The organism is Halorubrum rarum (genome assembly GCF_048380895.1).
Taxonomy (GTDB): Archaea; Halobacteriota; Halobacteria; order Halobacteriales; family Haloferacaceae; genus Halorubrum.
The window spans coordinates 97,458-109,953 of record NZ_JBLWMN010000005.1 but is presented as its reverse complement, the minus strand read 5'-3'; the positions used below and the strand labels follow the sequence as shown (position 1 = coordinate 109,953).

The 12,496-nt window shown below is 66.8% G+C and carries 13 protein-coding genes; 7 read left to right on the top strand and 6 right to left on the bottom strand.

Annotated elements, in window-relative coordinates; all coding sequences use genetic code 11:
- Positions 1 to 17 precede the first annotated feature (17 nt).
- The gene (locus ACNSN7_RS05065; protein WP_418281129.1) at positions 18 to 230 is read right to left on the bottom strand and encodes a DUF8029 family protein; all 213 of its coding nucleotides are present in this window, start codon (positions 228 to 230) and stop codon (positions 18 to 20) included.
- A gap of 449 nt (positions 231 to 679) precedes the next feature.
- Between ACNSN7_RS05065 and ACNSN7_RS05060 the strand changes: the two genes are divergently transcribed.
- From ACNSN7_RS05060 to ACNSN7_RS05050, 3 genes are all read left to right on the top strand, one after another.
- The gene (locus ACNSN7_RS05060; RefSeq protein ID WP_418281127.1) at positions 680 to 3,808 is read left to right on the top strand and encodes an adenosylcobalamin-dependent ribonucleoside-diphosphate reductase; all 3,129 of its coding nucleotides are present in this window, start codon (positions 680 to 682) and stop codon (positions 3,806 to 3,808) included.
- Between the two features lie 157 nt (positions 3,809 to 3,965).
- Positions 3,966 to 4,613, top strand: a complete 648-nt coding sequence (gene deoC, locus ACNSN7_RS05055; protein ID WP_418281125.1) for a deoxyribose-phosphate aldolase — start codon at positions 3,966 to 3,968, stop codon at positions 4,611 to 4,613.
- A 53-nt stretch (positions 4,614 to 4,666) separates the two neighbouring features.
- Positions 4,667 to 4,888, top strand: a complete 222-nt coding sequence (locus ACNSN7_RS05050) for a hypothetical protein (protein WP_418281124.1) — start codon at positions 4,667 to 4,669, stop codon at positions 4,886 to 4,888.
- A 33-nt stretch (positions 4,889 to 4,921) separates the two neighbouring features.
- Here the strand turns inward: ACNSN7_RS05050 and surE are convergent, their stop codons facing one another.
- Together surE and carA are read right to left on the bottom strand one after the other, a co-directional pair.
- Complete coding sequence (gene surE, locus ACNSN7_RS05045) at positions 4,922 to 5,770, bottom strand: 5'/3'-nucleotidase SurE (RefSeq protein WP_418281122.1); 849 nt, start codon at positions 5,768 to 5,770, stop codon at positions 4,922 to 4,924.
- A gap of 99 nt (positions 5,771 to 5,869) precedes the next feature.
- Positions 5,870 to 6,931, bottom strand: coding sequence for a glutamine-hydrolyzing carbamoyl-phosphate synthase small subunit (carA, locus tag ACNSN7_RS05040; protein ID WP_418281121.1), 1,062 nt, complete (start codon positions 6,929 to 6,931; stop codon positions 5,870 to 5,872).
- A gap of 96 nt (positions 6,932 to 7,027) precedes the next feature.
- Here carA and ACNSN7_RS05035 point away from each other — a divergent pair, with 96 nt between their 5' ends.
- Positions 7,028 to 7,441 (top strand): Lrp/AsnC family transcriptional regulator, encoded by a 414-nt coding sequence (locus ACNSN7_RS05035; protein ID WP_418281120.1) that lies wholly within the window; start codon positions 7,028 to 7,030, stop codon positions 7,439 to 7,441.
- Positions 7,442 to 7,544: 103 nt separating this feature from the next.
- Here ACNSN7_RS05035 and ACNSN7_RS05030 read toward each other — a convergent pair whose 3' ends face one another.
- The 3 genes from ACNSN7_RS05030 to ACNSN7_RS05020 all read right to left on the bottom strand — a co-directional run bounded on the left by ACNSN7_RS05030 (position 7,545) and on the right by ACNSN7_RS05020 (position 9,942).
- The gene (locus tag ACNSN7_RS05030) at positions 7,545 to 8,108 is read right to left on the bottom strand and encodes an Sjogren's syndrome/scleroderma autoantigen 1 family protein (RefSeq protein WP_418281118.1); all 564 of its coding nucleotides are present in this window, start codon (positions 8,106 to 8,108) and stop codon (positions 7,545 to 7,547) included.
- Between the two features lie 50 nt (positions 8,109 to 8,158).
- The gene (gene sufU / locus ACNSN7_RS05025) at positions 8,159 to 8,578 is read right to left on the bottom strand and encodes a Fe-S cluster assembly sulfur transfer protein SufU (protein WP_418281117.1); all 420 of its coding nucleotides are present in this window, start codon (positions 8,576 to 8,578) and stop codon (positions 8,159 to 8,161) included.
- An 86-nt stretch (positions 8,579 to 8,664) separates the two neighbouring features.
- Entirely contained in the window at positions 8,665 to 9,942 is a 1,278-nt protein-coding gene (locus tag ACNSN7_RS05020; protein WP_418281116.1) for an aminotransferase class V-fold PLP-dependent enzyme, read from the bottom strand.
- A 109-nt stretch (positions 9,943 to 10,051) separates the two neighbouring features.
- Here ACNSN7_RS05020 and ACNSN7_RS05015 point away from each other — a divergent pair, with 109 nt between their 5' ends.
- From ACNSN7_RS05015 to ACNSN7_RS05005, 3 genes are all read left to right on the top strand, one after another.
- Positions 10,052 to 10,336, top strand: coding sequence for a DUF357 domain-containing protein (locus ACNSN7_RS05015; protein WP_418281115.1), 285 nt, complete (start codon positions 10,052 to 10,054; stop codon positions 10,334 to 10,336).
- A 118-nt stretch (positions 10,337 to 10,454) separates the two neighbouring features.
- Positions 10,455 to 11,651 (top strand): MFS transporter, encoded by a 1,197-nt coding sequence (locus ACNSN7_RS05010; protein WP_418281114.1) that lies wholly within the window; start codon positions 10,455 to 10,457, stop codon positions 11,649 to 11,651.
- Positions 11,652 to 11,724: 73 nt separating this feature from the next.
- Complete coding sequence (locus ACNSN7_RS05005) at positions 11,725 to 12,405, top strand: hypothetical protein (RefSeq protein WP_418281112.1); 681 nt, start codon at positions 11,725 to 11,727, stop codon at positions 12,403 to 12,405.
- Positions 12,406 to 12,496 lie beyond the last annotated feature (91 nt).

The window sequence follows — 12,496 nt, the reverse complement described above, 5'->3', positions numbered from 1 at the left end:
GCCGAACGCGACCGGGATCAGACCACGCCGAGCGTCGACAGCAGGAACCAGATCGCGACGACGACGATCCCGATGGAGATCAGTCGCCACGCGAGCGAGAGCACGAACTTCCCGACGATAACGATGAGCGCGATGACGACGAGCGCGATCAACAGCTGTCCTACGGGGTCGCCAGTGATGCCGGCCTGGAGCGAGAGCGTTCCGAGCGTGGCGGTCAGCGAAACGGACATGATCGTCGACAATGGACACCGAGGGCATAAGCGTGTGGGACCGGAACCGCAAGACGCAAACGATTCTGTATATCTGATATGTTCGCGTTGGTCGTCGGGAACGACTGTCGACGTCGTGTACGGGACCCCTTCGATACCATGCGTCGCTGCGACGACGACTACCATGGACGATCCCCCCATTGGTTCCAGTGGGTGTGGCGTCCACACACCGTGATTTCTCCGACGTCGATCCACTTTCACTCCGGTCTAGCTATGCTTATGTTTACGTATCCCGTGTCGATCCAACGGAACCGATTCTGAGCTGTGAACGCCGACTCGATAAACCATAACGGATCGAACAGGTGCCAGCCCACCGGACCGGAACGCAACGCTAAAGGGATCCACTTCGCCAGTATAACATCACGATACATGAGCCGAACCACACACGATTTGAGCGGGGTCGCCGTCGAATGAGCAGCGACGGAGTCTCCGCCGACGAACTCGAACTGCCGATCAAACGAACCACGGGAGACACCTTACAGGACCGTCTCACGGACAACGCGTACCACAATATCCTCCCCGCGCGCTACCTCCGAAAGAACGCCGACGGCGAACCGATCGAGGATCCGGAGGATCTGTTCGTCCGCGTCGCGCGCAACGTCGCGCTCGCGGAGGCGGTCTTCGAGGCCGAGAAGCGCGACGTCGAGGTCACGGTCACGCCCGATCAGCTGAAACCCGATCACCCGCGCCGCGACGAGCTCGCCGCCGACGTGTTCGGGGCGGGGACGACCGCCGAGGACGACAGTGAGACGACGCTGACGGCGCACAACGTCAACAAGTTCGCCTACGAGACCGTCGTCCCCGAGCTACCCGACGAGGTCCGAAGCCACGTCGAGGCGACCGCCGAGCGATTCCGTGAGGGGATGGAGTCGCTTTCCTTCATGCCGAACTCGCCGACCCTGATGAACGCCGGCGACGAGCTCCAGCAGCTCTCCGCCTGCTTCGTCGACTCACCTGGCGACGATATCACCGACATCCACCAGACCGCCAAGGAGGCCGCGGAGGTGTTTCAGAGCGGTGGCGGCATGGGATATGCGTTCTGGAAGATCCGTCCATATGGTGATTCTGTCGGGTCAACGGGCGGAATCGCCTCCGGCCCGATCACGTTCATGCGGACGTTCGACCAGATGTGCGAGACGATCGCACAGGGTGGCGCACGCCGCGGCGCACAGATGGGCGTCATGCGCGTCTCCCACCCCGACGTCATCCAGTTCATCCACTCGAAGAACAAGGACGTCTCCTTGGCTCACTCGCTGCGCCTGAACGATCCCGACGACTTCACGCACAACTCCTTTGCGGACGCCTTAGAGGAGGCGCGCGAGCTGATCGACGAGGACGGAAAGGTGCCCGAGCACCTCCGAAACGCCGTCGAGGGTCACCTCTCGAACTTCAACATCAGCGTCGGCGTCACCGACGACTTCATGCAGGCGCTGTACAACGACGAGGAGTTCACCTTCACCAACCCGCGCACGGAGGAGCCGCACGTCGCGACGCCGGAGACGAAGGAGATCTACGACATGTTCGGCCTCGGCGAGCACGTCGAGGTCGGCGAGGTCCTCTCGATCCCCGCACAGGAGCTGTGGGACGACATGATCGAGGGCGCTCACGAGAACGGCGAACCGGGCGTCATCTACCTCGAACGAGTGAACAAGGAACATTCGTTCGACGTTGAGGAAAATCCAAACCACCGAATCCTTGCAACAAATCCATGCGGGGAACAACCACTTGAAGAATACGAGGCCTGCAACCTCGGCCACATCAACCTCTCGACGCTGGCCGCACGGGACGCGCCGGACTGGCGCGTCTGGAGCGAGGAACACGCCGACGAGTACGACACCGAGGAGGAAGCGGTCGCCGCGTTCCTCGACGACGCCATCGATTTCGAGGCGTTCGACGAGCGCATCGACTACGGCACCCGCTTTTTGGAGAACGTCGTCACGATGTCGGACTTTCCGGTCGAGAAGATCGAACAGAAGGTCCGCGACATGCGGAAGATCGGTCTCGGCATCATGGGGCTCGCCCAGCTGTACATCCAGCTCGGTGTCCGGTACGGCTCCGAGGAGGGCCACGAGGTGGCCCGCCAGCTGATGACCCACATCAACCACGAGTCGAAGCTGAGCTCCCACGAGCTCGCCGAGGACCGCGGCGTGTTCAACGACTGGGCGGACTCGAAGTACGCGAACCCTACCGAGTATCGTGACTGGTTCGAACACCATACCGGGCTCGACGCCGACGAGTGGGCGGACGGCTTCCCGATCCGTAACCACAACACGACGACGATCGCCCCGACCGGGACGACGTCGATGATCGGCAACACGACGGGCGGCTGTGAGCCGATCTACAACGTCGCGTTCTACAAGAACGTCTCCGACGACGTGCAGGGCGACGAGATGCTCGTCGAGTTCGACGACTACTTCCTGCGTACCTTGGAGGCGAACGACGTCGACGTCGACGCCGTCAAGCAGGAGGCACAGGCACAGATGGCCGAAAACGAGTTCGACGGCGTCGAGGGGCTCGAAACCGTTCCGGACGCCATCGGTGAGCTGTTCGTCGTCACCGGAGACTTGTCAGGTAAACAACACGCAGCGGTACAGTGCGCGTGTCAGGAGGGCGTCGACTCCGCCATCTCTAAGACGTGTAACTTCCCGAACGACGCGACCGCCGAGGAGATGGAGGAGGTGTACCGCTACATCTACGACCACGGCGGGAAGGGCGTCACCGTCTACCGCGACGGGACGCGCTCGAAGCAGGTGCTCACGACGCGTGCGAAGAACGCGGAGTTCGCCGACGAGACCGAGGCCGCGGAGACGATCGTCGAGCAGATATCCGAGGTGTTCGGCGGTGTCGAGGCGTTCCTCGACAACGAGGACGTCCAAGCGGCGATCGACGCGGAGATCTCCGACCTGCTCGAAGCCAGCGACGACCCGAGTATCGACTACACCGAGACGCGGCCCCGGCCCGACTCGCTGACCGGCGTCACCCAGCGCGTCGAGACGGGATACGGGAAGCTGTACATCACGGTCAACGAGGACGAGCACGGACGGCCGTTCGAGCTGTTCGCGAACATCGGCCACTCCGGTGGCTACACCAACTCCTTCACGGAGGCGCTCGCGAAGGTCATCTCGACGGCGCTGCGCTCCGGCGTCGACCCCGAGGAGATCGTCGACGAGCTCCAGGGCACGCGGAGCCCGAAGGTCGCGTGGGACAAAGGCGAGCAGATCCAGTCGATCCCGGACGCGATCGGTACCGCCCTGCGCCGGTACCTCGACGACGAGATCGACAAGGGGATCCCCCAACAGCAGAGCCTCGACGACGTCGACGGCGTCGTGGACGAGGCGGAGCCGTCGAGCCAGACGGACGGCGGCGCGGTCGCCGCCGATCCGGGAGCGACCGAGGCCTCCGACGGCGCGGACGACGACGCCATGCAGGACCTCATCGCGGCCGGCGAGTCGCCCGAGTGTCCCGACTGTGGCGGCATGAGCCTCTACTACTCGGAGGGCTGTAAGACGTGCGAGTCGTGCGGCTGGTCGGAGTGTTGAACGCGGCGCGAGACCACCGTCGCGGCTGACGGACCGCGCGGCTGACAGCTCCCGTCCGTCGGGGTTTTCGTACCCGTCCTTTCTCCCGTCCGGGCGTGGCCTCATCGATCGACGGCGACCCAGCAGGCCTTTTAGGGACGGCGTCGACCGCACGGACATGAACCGCGAGGAGTTCGCCGAACGGATCGATCACACCGTTCTCGGCCCGGAGACGACGTGGGACGACGTGAAGACGGTTCTCGACGAGGCCACGGAAGACGGGATGAACGCCTGTATCCCGCCGTGTTACGTCGCCGGAGCCGAAGCGTACGACGGCGCGCCCGAGACGCTCGCGACGGTCGTCGGGTTTCCGCACGGACAGGCGTCGATGGCGTCGAAACACGACGAGGCGGTGAACGCTTGGAACGACGGAGCCGACGAGATCGATCTGGTGATCAACGTGGGGCGGCTGAAGGCGGGGGAGGACGACGCGGTCGCCGCGGACGTCGCGGAGGTCACCGCCGCCGTGCCGGTTCCGGTGAAAGTCATCGTCGAGACGGCGCTGCTGACCGACGAGGAGAAGCATCGTGCCTGCGAGGCCGCCGTCGAGGCGGACGCGGACATGGTGAAGACGTCGACCGGCTTCGCCGACGGCGGCGCAACCGTCGCCGACGTCGAACTGATGAGCGAGTACCTCCCGGTGAAAGCGTCCGGCGGCATCGGTTCCTACGAGGCGGCGACGGCGATGTTCGAGGCCGGTGCAGCGCGGATCGGGGCGTCCTCGGGCGTCGAGATCCTCTCCGGATTCCCCGACCAATCCGACTGAATCCGGGTTAACGATCTCCCTATTCTACCCGTACCGCCAGCGTACGAACGGGTATGTCATCGTGGGAGGACCGACACGTCCTCAAACTCGTCGACGAGCTCGACCGGCTGGATCGGATCCCGCCCGACGTCGCCGCGGCTGCGAGATCGGCCGCCGACGCGGGACGGTATCGGGACGCACTCGACATCGCGCTCGAGACGGACGCGGTCGCGGGCGGACGATCCGTCCGCGATCGCGACGACTCGTCGCTCGGAACCGAATTCGGGAACGACTGATCGGAAGCCGGACGCGACCCGCTCTCCTGTTGCTCAGTTACTCACCGGGTCCGCGTCGTCCAACCGGATCCGTTCTCCGGCTCGGCCTCCAGTGATCGCACGCGACGTTCCCAGCGGCGAGACGCTCACCTCGCCGTCGATCGCCGCGAGGCGATCGGAGCCGGGATCGTCCGCGACGTCACCGCGCAGGAACTCGCGCCAGAACCGGTCGCGGAGCTCCATCCCCATCTCGCCTCTGGACTCGTCGAACCCGCCTTCCCCCGGCGCGTCGTCGCCGGGCTCGAACTCGATCACGTCGAACCCGCGTGCGGGCTCCGTCAGTCGATACGTCGGGTCAGCGGCCGCCTCGTCGTCCGCGGCGGGGGCGTTGACGTTCACCACGTCCGCGCCGAGCGGGAGTCCCGACCGCTCGAATCGCTCGACGAGCTCCGCGACGACCTCGCCCGCGAGCGCGAAGTCCCCGTGGGTCACCGTCGGAGGGATCGGGAGGTTACCGCGGTCGTACATCGAGACGGCTATCGCGGGGGTTCCGAGGAACGACGCCTCCATCGCCGCGCCGACCGTTCCCGACTGTCCGAGGATGTGTGCGCCGATATTCGGGCCGTGGTTACAGCCGGAGACGACGAGGTCGGGATCGAGCGCGAGCGCGACCTCCGCGACGGCGACGCAGTCGGCCGGCGTCCCCTCGACGGCGTAGCCGGCCCCGGTCTCCGCGTACTCGACGGTGGTCTCCCACCACGAGCGGGTCCCGCCGACGCCCGACTGGTTCGTCGCGGGGGCGACGACGGTCACCTCGTGATCGTCCGCGAGCGCGTCGTGGATCGCTCGCAGCCCGACCGCGTCGATGCCGTCGTCGTTCGTGAGGAGGATCTCGCTGGTCACGCTCGCCTATGGGGGTCGACGGGTAAAAACGACGCCGGATGCGATCGATCGGTCCCGAGCGGTCGGTGTGGGGCCGGAAACGGGTCGTCGACGTGGCGGTCAGTTCGCGGCGATCGGCTGGCGGTCGTCCGCCAGCGCCAACACGTCGTCGAAGAAGCTCAGCGAGTCGTGCGGGCCGGGGTTCGCTTCGGGGTGGTACTGGCGGGTGATCACGTCGAGTTCCTCGCTGTCGAGTCCCTCGACGGTGTCGTCGTTGACGTTCACCTGCGTCACCTCGAGCGGACCGGTGTCGGCGACGGTGTAGCCGTGGTTCTGGGTCGTCATGACCACGCGGTCGGTCCGGAGGTCCTGGACGGGCTGGTTGACGCCGCGGTGACCGAACGACATCTTTTCGGTCGTCCCGCCGAGCGCGCTCGCGACGATCTGCTGGCCGAGACAGATGCCGGCAATCGGGAGCTCGCCCGCGAACGCGTCGACGACCGCCTGTGCGGCGACGAAGTTCTCCGGGTCGCCGGGGCCGTTCGAGACGAACAGCACGTCGGGGTCGACGTCGGCGACCTGCTCCGGCGTCACGTCGTACGGGAACACGTGGACGTCCGCGCCGCGTTCGGTGAGCGAGGAGATGATCGAGCCCTTCGCACCGCAGTCGACCAGGGCGATATCCGCCTCGCCGCCGCCCTCGTGGACGGTCGGTTCCGAGACCGACACCTGTGCGCCGATGTCGGTGTGGTCGCTCATCGGCTTACACGCCTCCATCTCCGCGACCGCGTCCTCGGGCGTGACGTCCTCGCCGGCGACGATCCCACAGGCCATCGCACCCTCCTCGCGAACGCTCGTGACGATTTCGCGGGTGTCGACGTGGTCGACCGCGGGAACGTCCTCCGTCGCGAGCCACTCGGCGACGTCGTCGGTTAACTCGCGAGCTATCGCCGCGCGCGGCTGTACCGAGTCGGATTCGAACCGTTCGGATCGGACGCCGTAGTTCCCGATGAGCGGGTACGAGAAGGTGAGAACCTGTTCGGCGTAGGAGGGATCGGTGAGTGACTCTTCGTACCCGGTGTACGCGGTCGTGAACACCAGCTCACCCCGTGTACGCCCCGGCGCACGAGCGCGCGCTTCGAGCACGCGTCCGTCAGCCAGCGCGATATAGGCGTTCGACATTACGAGATACGTACGTATCTACACTAATAAGTGCGTCGTTCGTAGGTTCGTTACGATATTCGTAACGGGTAAGTCGTCGTGGCGAGACGATGGGGTATGGACGACCTCGACCGTCGTATCCTCTCTATCCTCCGACGGGATGCACGAACCCCCTACACCGAGATCGCCGATCGGGTCGGTACCTCGGAGGGGACCGTCCGCAACCGCGTCGACCGGATGACCGAGGAGGGCGTCATCGAGCGGTTCACCGTCACGACCAGAACCGGCAACGTGAAGGCGATGATCGAGATCTCCGTGGAGATGAACGTCGATACGGCCGCGGTCGGCGATCGGATGGTCGAGTGGGAGGAGGTCGACTTCGTCTGGCAGGTCTCCGGCGAGGACGACGTCGTGTTGGTCGTCGACGCCGTCGACACCCGCGCCGTCAACGAGCTGATCTCGAAAGCGCGCGAGATGGACGAGGTCAAATCGACGAAAACGCGGCTCATTCTCGACGAACGACTCGGCTGACGACGGTTCTCGACGAACGACTCGGCTGGCGATGTCGGATCGTCGCGCTCCGCCGTGTGGTCCCGTCCGAACCCGCCGAAACGGCGGCTCGAACTCCGACCGACTACCGATCCAGGGCCGATAGCGCCTCGGCCGCCTCGCGGGCCGCTTTTAAGTGCTCCCGTGCGCGGCGCGGATCGTCCGTGTGGTCGGCCGCTCGGGCGAACCTCGTCAGCGTGCGTGTGAGCGACGTGCGGGCGTCCGCGACGTCGTCGGACCCGTCGTCGGGCTGGACGGTTCCCTCGAGGTCTCGCCGCCGGACGACGTCGTCGCGTTCGATCCGCCCCGTCGCCGGCTCCGAGTCGCGCTCGGGCGTCTCCCCGTCGTTCGCGCTCGCCGTCCCGACGTCCCGCGCGGTCGACACCTCCGCGTTCGACCCCTCGGTCGCTCGTGTGGCGTCCGTCGACGCGTCGCCCCCGTCCGCGGGGCGGTTGCAGGTCGGACAGAACTCCCGGCCGTCGTGTCGGAATATCGGGTCGCTACATCGCTCGCAGTGTTTGTTCGTCATCGTCGCCCCTTTTAATAGGAGCTCGGACATCCGCTGGGTGTGCTCGCGCTTCTTCTCGTCTTCCGCGAACTTCTCGCGGAGCTTTTCGCGTTCCGCCTCCTTGTCGAACTCGTCGCTCATGGATGGGTGCACGTCGTTCGCGTGGAAAAGTCCCGCGGGCTCGGATCGACTCAGTCCTCGGTCTTCGTCCGATCGACGTCGAGTTCGCCTCGATGGATCTTCGCGCCGTCCTGTGCGACCTGACGGCCGAGCACCGCACACTTCACGCGCATCGGCGAGATGTCGACGCCGAGCATCTCCGTGACGTCGTCGGTGTCGAGTTCGCCCAGCTCCGCGACGGTCATTCCCCGTAACCGCTCCGAGAGCATGCTCGCGGAGGCCATCGAGATGGCACAGCCGTCGCCGGTGAACCGGACCGCCTCGATAGTCTCGCCGTCGTCCGCCAGAGCGACGTCGACGCGGATCGTGTCGCCACAGGAGGGGTTCTCGCCGACGTGGGTGAAGTCCGGATCCTCGAGCTCCCCGTAGTTTCGCGGGTTCTTGTAGTGATCGAGGATCTGCTGTCTGTACATGTCCGAGCCCAGTCCCATACTGCGTTCAGCTACTCCCGTCGCGTTCAAAAGGGTTCCGTCAACCGTGCGGATTCCGCCCGATGCGAGTCGCTCCCCGCCGTCGCCTACGCGAACAGGTCGCGAGCCGCCTCGACCGCATCGACGAGCGCGTCGACCTCCTCGAGCGTGTTGTACACGTAAAAGGACGCGCGGGCGGAGGCGGCGATCCCCATCTCGTCGTGGAGCGGCTGGGTGCAGTGATCGCCGGCCCGGATCGCGACGCCGTAGTCGTTGAGGATGCTCGAGAGGTCGTGCGCGTGGACGCCGTCGACGTTGAACGCGACGAGGCCGCCGCGCTCGTCCGCCGGCGGGCCGTAGATATCCACGTCGCCGAGCGCGTCGAGTTCCTCGTAGGCGTACTCGGCGAGCAGCTCCTCGTGTGCCTGCACGCGCTCCATGCCGATCTCCTCGACGTACTCCACCGCGGCCGCGAACGCGATCCCCTGTGCGATCGACGGCGTCCCCGCCTCGAACTTCCACGGGAGGTCCTCCCACGTCGACTCCTCGAAGGAGACGCGTCGGATCATGTCGCCGCCGTACAGGTACGGGCTCATCCGGTCGAGGATCGCCTCGCGGCCGTACAGCGCGCCGATCCCGGTCGGACCACACATCTTGTGACCGGAGAACGCGAGGAAGTCGACGTCGAGATCGCCGACGTCGACCGGACGGGTGGGGACCGACTGCGCGCCGTCGGCGAAGATCAACGCGTCGTGATCGTGGGCCATCGACGCCAGCTCCCGGATCGGGTTCACCGTTCCGAGCGCGTTCGAGACATGAACGACCGACACTATCTCCGTGTCGTCGTCGATCTTCCTCGCGGCGTCGTCCATGTCGAGGGTCCCTCCCTTCGTGACCTCGATGAACCGCACGTCCGCGCCGGTTCGCTTGCCGATCTGCTGCCACGTCACCAGCGAGGAGTGGTGTTCCATCTCGGTGAGGACGACGTTGTCGCCCGGCCCGAGTTCTTCGAGCCCCCACGCGTACGCCACGAGGTTCATCGCCTCCGTGGTGTTCTTCGTGAAGACGATCTCCTCGCGACCCGACGCGCCGACGAAGTCGGCAACGGTGTCGTGTGCCTCCTCGTAGGCGATCGAGGCCTCCTGGCTCAGCTGGTGGATCCCGCGGTGGACGTTCGAGTTGTAGCCGCGGTAGTAGTTCGCGATGGTGTCGACGACCGGATCCGGCGTGTGCGTCGTCGCCGCGTTGTCGAGGTAGACGAGCGGCGTGTCGTCGCTCTCGTCTTGCCCGATCGTCGTCGGATCGCCCCCGACGAGCCGATCGAGGATCGGGAAGTCGCCGCGGACCGCCTCGACGTCGAACGGATACCCTTCCTGAACTCCCATTGCAGGGGGGTACGGCTCCCAGCGTCAACACACCTTCGGTCCGGCACGGCTTGCCTCGATCCCGGACGTCACGACGGACTTTTGCCGTGTGGCGGGGAACGGACGCCGCATGAGCGCCGACCTCGCGGAGAAGACGGAGCGCTACGAGCGGATGCTCGCGGACGCGCTCGCGGAGGCGGAGCCGCGCCCGCCGACGGACACCCCGCTGGGCGAGGCCGCGGCCGACGTGACCGAGATGGCCGAGTCCTACCTCGAGGACGGTCGACACTTCCGTGCGGACGGCGACCTCGTCAACGCGCTCGCCTCGTACTCGTACGGCTACGGCTGGCTCGACGCCGGCGTTCGCATGGGGCTGTTCGCGGTCCCGGACGACACCGATCTGTTCACGACCTGATCGTCGGCCGGCGACGCCAGTGACCGATCGACCCGGTCGATCCCGCCGAAACCGGTCGACCCGGTCGATCCCGCCGAGACCGTCAGGCTTACCGCCCGGTCCCACCTGCGACCGCGTAGTGGCCTCCGTCGTCGAGCGACTGCCCGCGTTCCGCTACCGCGACCGGGTGTTGGCGCTGTGTACGTTCGCCTTCTTCGTCACCATGTTCGGGCGGCTGGCGATCAGCCCGGTCGTCCCCCGGATCACCGACTCGTTCGAGGTGTCGAACGCGGCGGTCGGGCTCGCGCTGTCCGGGATGTGGCTCGCGTACGGGCTCGCGCAGTTCCCGTCCGGCGTTCTCGCCGACCGATACGGGGAGCGCTCCGTGATCCTCGTCTCCGTCGGCGGGACCGCGGTCACGGCCCTCCTCATCGCCGCCGCGCCGGCGTATCCGGCGTTCGTCCTCGCGACGGTGCTGCTCGGTGGGATGGCCGGGCTCCACTACAGCGTCGGAACGACGTTTCTCGCGCGGATATACGACGACGTCGGCACCGCCGTCGGCGTCCACAACACGGGTGGGACCGTTGCCGGGCTGCTCACGCCGGTCGCGGTGTCGTGGGTCGCCGTCCGATACGGCTGGCGGCCCGCGGTCGCGCTCGGTGCCGTCGTCGGGCTCGTCGGCGTCGTCCTGTTCGCGCTCGGCGTCCGCCCCACCGAGCCGCGGCGTCCGGACCAACCGATCCGGGAGCGGTTTCGGATCGGACCCCTCTCCGAGCTCCTCTCGCGGCCGTCCATCGCGTTCACCGTCGTTCTCGCGGCGCTCGGCGAGTTCGCGTGGCAGGGTGTCGCCTCGTTTCTCCCGACGCTGCTCATCGAACACCACGGCTACTCCGCGACCGCCGCGGGGATCGCCTTCGGCGGCTACTTCGTCGCGCAGGGGATCGCACAGGTGGTCGTCGGCGTGGCGTCCGACCGGTTCGGACGCGACGTCGTCACCGGGATGTGCATGGTCGTCGGAGCCGCGGGCATCGCGCTCGCGTTGGCGACCCCACACGTCGTCGCCATCGCCGCCGCCATGGTGCTGGTCGGGGTCGGGATGAGCTTCGGCGCGGCGCTGCTTCCGCGGTTCCTCGATCACCTCTCTGACGCCGAGCAGGGTGCCGGTTTCGGGCTCGTTCGAACCGTGTACATGTTCGTCGCCGCGTCGGGAAGCGTCGTCGTCGGGTTCCTCGCCGACGTCGCCGGCTGGACGGTCGCGTTCGGCAGCGTGATCGGCCTCCTCTGTACCGTCGCCGTCGCGCTCGCCGCGAACCGGTTGCTCGGACCGGGTTGGTGACCCGGAACGCGCCGGATCCGGGGCGGTCGTCCGATCGGACAATGTTTAAGAGTCGAACGGCGCGAGAGTTCGCATGGCCCTCCCTCCAGTCCTCGTATCCCTCGGAACGGCGATCGCGTCTGCCTCGCCGATAGGCCTCGCACAGACCCCACCGACGACCACCGATCCGACGACCGCCGCGGGGGTCGCGCTGATCGCGGCGTTCGTACTGATCGTGTACGGCTCCTCGGTCGCGTTCTCGGTCCTTCTCGGTGCGGCAGTGCTCGGGACCTCGAAGCTGTTCGGATCGGGCACGTACGTCCCGACGGTCGAGCGGCTGATGCGCGACGGTCCGGTCCGCTCGGCCGCGATCGGCCTCGCCGCGCTGGTCGGCGGCGCGATCGGGACCTTCCTCCTCGTCATCGTCCTGCTTTTCGCCGTGGAGCTGGGTGCCCCGGAGCCCCTCCCGATGGCGATCGTGATCCCGTTCGTCGCCGGGACCGCGTTCGTCTACGCGGCGGTGACGGTCGGAACGATCGCGCTCGGCTCCGTTCTGCTCCGTCGGTTCGGCGAGGGCGAACCGAACGACTGGCTCGCCCTCGCGGTCGGGTCCCTCGTCGTCAACGTCCCCGGTGTCAACCTCCTCGTCGCCCCTCCGTTGACCTGTGTCGCCGCCGGGGCGATGATCGACGAACGGTGGCGCGCCTGGCGGGACCGCGGCGGCCGACGAGACAGCCTCGCCCGGTCCGAGTCGGAGCCGTCCACCGACGGGTGAGGCGAATCGCGTGTCCGATCCGGCGTTTCCGGTCCCGATCGGTGGCGGTCGCTCGCCCCCGATCAACGACGCCTTTTTGATTGACGGCGGT

Bases quoted from the DNA above. Each gene is read 5' to 3' on its own strand.
- ACNSN7_RS05065 (WP_418281129.1), bottom strand. From the start codon at position 230: ATGTCCGTTTCGCTGACCGCCACGCTCGGAACGCTCTCGCTCCAGGCC.
- ACNSN7_RS05060 (WP_418281127.1), top strand. From the start codon at position 680: ATGAGCAGCGACGGAGTCTCCGCCGACGAACTCGAACTGCCGATCAAA.
- deoC (WP_418281125.1), top strand. From the start codon at position 3,966: ATGAACCGCGAGGAGTTCGCCGAACGGATCGATCACACCGTTCTCGGC.
- ACNSN7_RS05050 (WP_418281124.1), top strand. From the start codon at position 4,667: ATGTCATCGTGGGAGGACCGACACGTCCTCAAACTCGTCGACGAGCTC.
- carA (WP_418281121.1), bottom strand. From the start codon at position 6,931: ATGTCGAACGCCTATATCGCGCTGGCTGACGGACGCGTGCTCGAAGCG.
- ACNSN7_RS05035 (WP_418281120.1), top strand. From the start codon at position 7,028: ATGGACGACCTCGACCGTCGTATCCTCTCTATCCTCCGACGGGATGCA.
- ACNSN7_RS05030 (WP_418281118.1), bottom strand. From the start codon at position 8,108: ATGAGCGACGAGTTCGACAAGGAGGCGGAACGCGAAAAGCTCCGCGAG.
- sufU (WP_418281117.1), bottom strand. From the start codon at position 8,578: ATGGGACTGGGCTCGGACATGTACAGACAGCAGATCCTCGATCACTAC.
- ACNSN7_RS05020 (WP_418281116.1), bottom strand. From the start codon at position 9,942: ATGGGAGTTCAGGAAGGGTATCCGTTCGACGTCGAGGCGGTCCGCGGC.
- ACNSN7_RS05015 (WP_418281115.1), top strand. From the start codon at position 10,052: ATGAGCGCCGACCTCGCGGAGAAGACGGAGCGCTACGAGCGGATGCTC.
- ACNSN7_RS05005 (WP_418281112.1), top strand. From the start codon at position 11,725: ATGGCCCTCCCTCCAGTCCTCGTATCCCTCGGAACGGCGATCGCGTCT.